Raw genomic sequence first — 5,601 nt, forward strand, 5'->3', positions numbered from 1 at the left:
GCTGTTATTGACGCTCGCGCCCGCAAGCGACACGTCCTTGGCCGCAATCGTGCCGCCTGTCAACGCCACATTGCCCGGTGCCAGATAGAGCTTCGGCGCCAGCACCGTCGCACCATTCACCTGAACCGGCACATACCAGACAATGTTCTGCGTCAGCGACGCCTTTTGTTCATCACTCAGCGCCTGACCAAAATTCAGCCCAAGGCGCTGCGCCTGGTCACCGGCATTCGTGACCAGTTGCTGCATCTGTGTTGAGGCGTTGACGAATGTCCCACCAAGGAAGGTCTGGCCCGTCGCGGAAACAATCTGCTGCTGCACATATTGCTGGTCGAAATAGGAATCACCCAGGAACGTATAATCCGACGGCGTCTTGCCCAGACGATCGACCAGATATTGCGAGCCGTGAAACGCCGTCAGGCTCGTATAGGCCGGGTTCGTCTCGACCAGATACTGCGCCTGAGGCGACGGATTGGGCACATAAAGCGCGCTACCTGCCGGGATGGAGGCAATCACCTGCATGACCGACGGATCGGCACTGTTCAGAAAACCTGGAAGACGCAAATTCTGCGCTGCATCCGCTGCCGTCTGGACGCCCTCCTGCGGAAGAACACCTCCACCTGCAAGAGAGGGTGCCGATCCACCGGATGACGGACGACCACCGGAAAGCCCGCTGCCGCCCTGGCCTGGCTGAAGCCTCCGGGTGTGATGCTGCCACCTGTTTCGGGTCGTCCCCCCGTCAGTCCATTGCCCTGCCCGGGCAGATTGAATGATCCGCCACCCGGTGCCGTGTTGCCTGCGTCCAGCCCACCAGCTCCAGGTGCCGTGATCCCGCCACCGTTATGGGTGAGGTCGGTGTTACCTTTGCCGCTAAGCGCCCCTGCATCGAACGCGCCAAGCCCGTCATGCCCTGACTGCGCTGTCGCCTGTTGCCCTGAGTCGGATACGAACCCACCATTGAGCCCATTACCCGATATGCCTCCCTGCGCTCCGGCACCGCCAGAAATGCCCGTATCGATATTCCCTGTCGGGCGGTCGGCACCGGGCAATGTCAGGGCACCGCCACCCACGGCATGACCGTTCATGCCAGGCGCCGTCACACCACCCGGCGTGCCACCCTGGTATTGCGAGGCCTCTGCCAGCTGTGCGGCGGTCGCATGCTGGATAATTGTCTGGTTATTGATCTGCCCGGCGAAATCACCGATCAGGGTGTTGGCGGCCACAATCGTGCCAGAGAGCCCATTCGAACGGCTGCTGCCCCAGATCTGGCTCGGCCAGGGCCAGCCACCGCCCGATCCGATCTGCCAGCCACCGGGGAACCACGGATCGGCCGGATCGTCGGGGGGCATATACCAGCGACAGGAATTGCCGTTATAGCAGGTCAGTGTGTAGGTGACGCTCGTGTCGTAGCCGACATTGTTCAGCGAGCCGCCCTTGAGCGACATGTTGTTGCCGGCCGCCAGATGACTGGCATCATTGGTAATGGCGCCGCTGGTCGTGACAATCAGATCATGCCCTGCCGAGATGACGGAAGGGGCATTGGAAGCCGTTGCCAGCGATCCAACACCGGTGACGACAACCTTCGAGGCATCCTTGCCGCCGTATAGCGAGACAAGCACATAGCCCGATCCCGGCTTGCCATCTGGCGTCAGCAATCCGGCAGGGGTCTGGACCGAGACGATCTTCTGGCCCCAGTAATACTGGCCTGTTCCATTCAGATTGGACGGTGTGGGCGGGTTCGCCAAAGCCTGGTCGTAGGTCTGGCTGTAGACAACCTGTCCCTGCTGATAGGTGACACCGCCAATGATATCATTGGTGAGAGAGCGCGCGCTGATAACAACATCACCCCGGGCACTGCCTGTCAGAATCTGACCGGAACTGTTCGTGATGTCCCCGGCAAACTGACCTGACCTGCCCCCAATCGTCAGATCACCGGCATCGGATAGAATAGCACCCTGACGGTTGGTCAGATTACCATCCAACGCGATCTGCACACCCTGCGTACCGCTGATCAGCCGGTATTGGTCAGGCCTCCCGGCGTCGAGAGAGACAGGTCAGCGCCTGCGATAAGAGCCCCGTTATTCTCGATATCAGGCGCTGTCGCGGTTATTCCGCCTCCGGCAATCACACCGGCACCGGCTTTGATATGCCAGCCGGAATCCAGAGTGAGCCGCGCGTCACCCCCTGCGGAAAACAGGTAGGCTCCGACATCCTGCGCGGTCGAAAAGTCGAGATTACGGGTCGCCTGAACCGTGCTGGTTCCCGTGAGTGCGCTGGTATAAAGTGTCAGATCCCTGCCGGCCTGCAGCGTACCGCCGGTGAGATCGAGCTGTCGCATGCGCCCGCCCTGCCCGGCAGTAAGAGACAGGTCGCCTCCTTGCGTCAGGATGGTCCCCATATTGCTCTCGACCTGCTGGGCGGCAACAGAAAGAGCCAATCCGGCCTGCAGACGCCCCCAGCTATTGATCAGGTCATCGAGCGCGTGGCCTGCTTCATCTCTGGCAATGGACAGGGAGCCGCTGACAGCGAGAACCTGACCCGCATTGTTAGACAGACGGTCGGTCTGAACCGTGATGTCCCGTCCGGCCTGCAACAGGCCATTGTCATTGGCGATAGATCCCGCCGCAATGCGGACCGATCCATCCGTGCCGATAATGCGCCCACCCTGATCGTTGCGCAGGGACGAGGCCGTGAGTGACACCAGCCCCTGGCCCGCGCCAATCTGTCCCCCACGGTTATCGATCGCCGCCGCCTGCAGCGTTGCATCGCTCAGCCCGTAGATCAGTCCGCTATTGGTCAGGTTTCCCGGAAGGGACAGGGACAGGGCACCGCCTGACAGCATCAGACTGGCATTGGTGAGCTCTGCTGCATTCACCGTCAGCTGGCTGCCATGCGCCGTGATCTCTCCGGCGTTATCGAGCGTACCCTTTATGGCAAGCGACACATTGCCGTTGGCGATAATCCCCGCCTGGGCGGCATTCTCCAAAGACCCGGACTGGATGGAGAGCAAGCCCTGAGACGCCTGGGTCTGGATGACGCCCCGGTTGATCAGGGCGGCATCGCTTTTGAGCGCAAGATTGCCCTGCGTGCTGGCGAGGATGCCGTATTCGTCATTGGCGATGCTGCCAGCCTGCAACGTCAGGTCGCCCACCGAGGCAATCTTGCCCGCGCTGGAAAAAGCATTGGTCACCGTCAGTCCCATGGACCGACCGCTGGTAATCTGACTGTTTTCACCGCCTTGATAGGAGCCCGCATCAAGCGTGACCGCTCCTGTCGCCTGGATGGCCCCATTCGTATTGGTCACGCTGCCGTTGCCTGACCCGCGAAGAGCCAGATCGCCCGCCTGAGCCAGTATCTGACCATTGTCATTGGCAAGGTCGGTAAAGCCGATACTGACAGGCCCGTTACCCTGAATAATCCCCTGGGTATTGGTCACACTGTCGATCGCATTGGCCATCCCGATAGACACAGAAGCCGATTTCGACAGGACAAATCCCTGCGTGTTGTCGAATTGTGGCGCGGCCAGCACCACAGAGCCGTCCGCCTGAAGGACACCGCTTTTATTGGCTATGGCCGTACCGGTTAGCGTGAGCAGGCCGCCCTGTGCAATGATCCGTCCCGACCCGTTGATGATACGCGCAGCGTCAAGCGTGATATCACCATTTGCCGTACCTATCTGCCCGCCAGTGTTGTCAAACTGACCAGCCATGCGCGCCACGACGCCTGCGTCAGCGTAAATCACCCCGCTATTTGTCGCGCCGTTCTGAACGGTGAGCCGGGTCTGGGCAACGCTTCCGAGAAAACCTGAATTCGCAGCGTCCTGCGCATTGAGCGTCAGCGCGCCCTGACGCGAGACGAATGTCCCCGTATTGCCCAGGCTGCCTGTGATTGACGCACCAATGTCACGTTGCGCGGCAATCGTGCCGCTGTTCTGGAGGCCTGATGCCTCGAGCGTCAGGGTACTCAGATCGCCAGAGCCTGGATGGCGCCCGCATTGGTAATGGCCTGGGCCGTCAGTGCGAGAGTCTGGCCTTTTGCCGAAATGACCGCAGGCGAGTCAGCACTTTGACCGACGAGGTTGGTAATACTATGGGCTGCAAGGGCGAGATTACCCCCGGCATCGATATGACCCGCATTGACGACATCGCCACTCAGGAACAGCCCCATATCGCCGCCGGAAGTCAGCATCGAGCTTATGGAACCGGTATAGGTGCCCGCGCCGAGGCTCAGATTTCCGGCACTCTGGATGATCCCGCCTGTATTATCGAGCGCACCATCACCAGAGAGCACAAGATCCATCCCGCCTGCGGTGGTCAGGATCGTGCCATTGCCGTTTGCCAGGGCATTCGCCTTGAGCGACAGCGATGAAGACGCCTGCAGGTCGAGGCGTCGTTCACAATTGCTGTGCTCGGCATGCCCTGTCGGCCTGCAATATCAAGTGTACCGTCACGGGTCAGGATCTGCCGCCTGCCCGATTGGTCAGCTTGGCCGTTTCAATGGTCTGGCCCGTCTGGCCCTGCAGGATGCCGCCCTCATTGAGGAGGGTATCCGTCTTTATCTGCAGGTCTCTGCGGGTCGAGAGAATGGTTCCCCCTATATTGCTCAGACGGCCTGTCTCGATCGACACCGTACCCGTATCCGCACCAATCTGCCTTCGGCACGATTATCGAGAGAGGCGGCGTCAAGCGAGACGCCCTGAGCCCCGTACACTGTGCCCTCATTAAGCGCAGAATTGGCGAGCCCCAGCGACAGCAGAGCCGATGCGGCCATGGTCCCACTGTTTTGCAGCGACGCCGCGTTAAGGGTGAGGCTGCGTCGAGGGCACTAAGCTTGCCGGTGTTAATCGCGACATCGCTGACCAAGACAGTGACGTCCCCATTCCCGAGGATATTCCCGGTATTCGTCAAACCTGCCGTGACGATCGTGAGTGTTTTCCCGGCAGATGAGCTCTGTATAATCCCCGTTATTGGACAGCGCGTCTGCGGTCCGTGCCGTCGTCGTGAGCGTCAGATCGCCATTCTTCGCAGCAATCAGGCCCCCCGCACCGTTGATCAGCCTGTCAACGCTCAGGACAAGATCGGTGCCGCTGGAGATAATGCCCTGATTATCGAGATCGCCTGAGACCGAGAGCGCCATACCGCCATTGCCGAGTAAGGAACTGCTGGCATCAGACGCATAATGCTGTGTAGCCAGAGAAACTACGCCGGTCGCACCGATCGTACCCCCCTGGTTGAGTACGGTGGAAAGGGGGGCCTTTCCGTTCTGCAGGATAAGATCCGACCCCAGGGAGAGCACAGCCCCGCCATCACGATTATCGAGGGAACTGATGGTGGCCGTAACCTTGTCCTGCCCCTGTATGGTGCCAGCGCGGTTATCGACATCTCCCGAAATCAGGGACACGCTGCCCTTTGGAGAGATAATTTTGCCCTGGTGATTGAGCAGTGTGGCAGAGGTGATCGTGATGGATCCGTTCCCATTGCCGATCTGGCCATCACTGTTATCGAGCGCGCCACCCGCCTTGATCGTTGTACCGTTGCGCCATACAACGTGCCGCTGTTACGCAGGGCGTCCTGAACGGACACGTTCAGCAAACCGTTTTGCGCT

Annotated in this window: 7 protein-coding genes; all 7 read right to left on the minus strand. The window is 60.3% G+C overall.

Annotation, left to right across the window (positions count from 1 at the left end; genetic code table 11):
- On the minus strand, nt 1-561 hold a 561-nt coding region (locus JCM25414_RS21010), incomplete at its 3' end, for a hypothetical protein (RefSeq protein WP_035443687.1).
- A complete protein-coding gene (locus JCM25414_RS15180; RefSeq protein WP_206777965.1) occupies nt 540-1,979 on the minus strand; it encodes a hypothetical protein in 1,440 nt (479 codons plus the stop codon). The genes JCM25414_RS21010 and JCM25414_RS15180, both read right to left, overlap by 22 nt.
- A gap of 29 nt (nt 1,980-2,008) precedes the next feature.
- Nucleotides 2,009-3,739, minus strand: coding sequence for a beta strand repeat-containing protein (locus JCM25414_RS15185; RefSeq protein WP_025842199.1), 1,731 nt, complete (start codon nt 3,737-3,739; stop codon nt 2,009-2,011).
- A 221-nt stretch (nt 3,740-3,960) separates the two neighbouring features.
- A complete protein-coding gene (locus tag JCM25414_RS15190) occupies nt 3,961-4,296 on the minus strand; it encodes a hypothetical protein (protein ID WP_025842200.1) in 336 nt (111 codons plus the stop codon).
- A 154-nt stretch (nt 4,297-4,450) separates the two neighbouring features.
- A complete protein-coding gene (locus tag JCM25414_RS26875; RefSeq protein WP_159101794.1) occupies nt 4,451-4,624 on the minus strand; it encodes a hypothetical protein in 174 nt (57 codons plus the stop codon).
- Nucleotides 4,600-4,767, minus strand: a complete 168-nt coding sequence (locus tag JCM25414_RS26880) for a hypothetical protein (protein ID WP_159101795.1) — start codon at nt 4,765-4,767, stop codon at nt 4,600-4,602. The genes JCM25414_RS26875 and JCM25414_RS26880 overlap by 25 nt, the downstream gene beginning before the upstream one ends.
- Nucleotides 4,768-4,836: 69 nt before the next feature.
- Nucleotides 4,837-5,397, minus strand: a complete 561-nt coding sequence (locus JCM25414_RS15200) for a hypothetical protein (RefSeq protein WP_025842201.1) — start codon at nt 5,395-5,397, stop codon at nt 4,837-4,839.
- Between the last annotated feature and the right edge of the window lie 204 nt (nt 5,398-5,601).

This window comes from Asaia platycodi JCM 25414, assembly GCF_000614545.1.
In the GTDB taxonomy this organism is placed as follows: Bacteria; Pseudomonadota; Alphaproteobacteria; order Acetobacterales; family Acetobacteraceae; genus Asaia; species Asaia platycodi.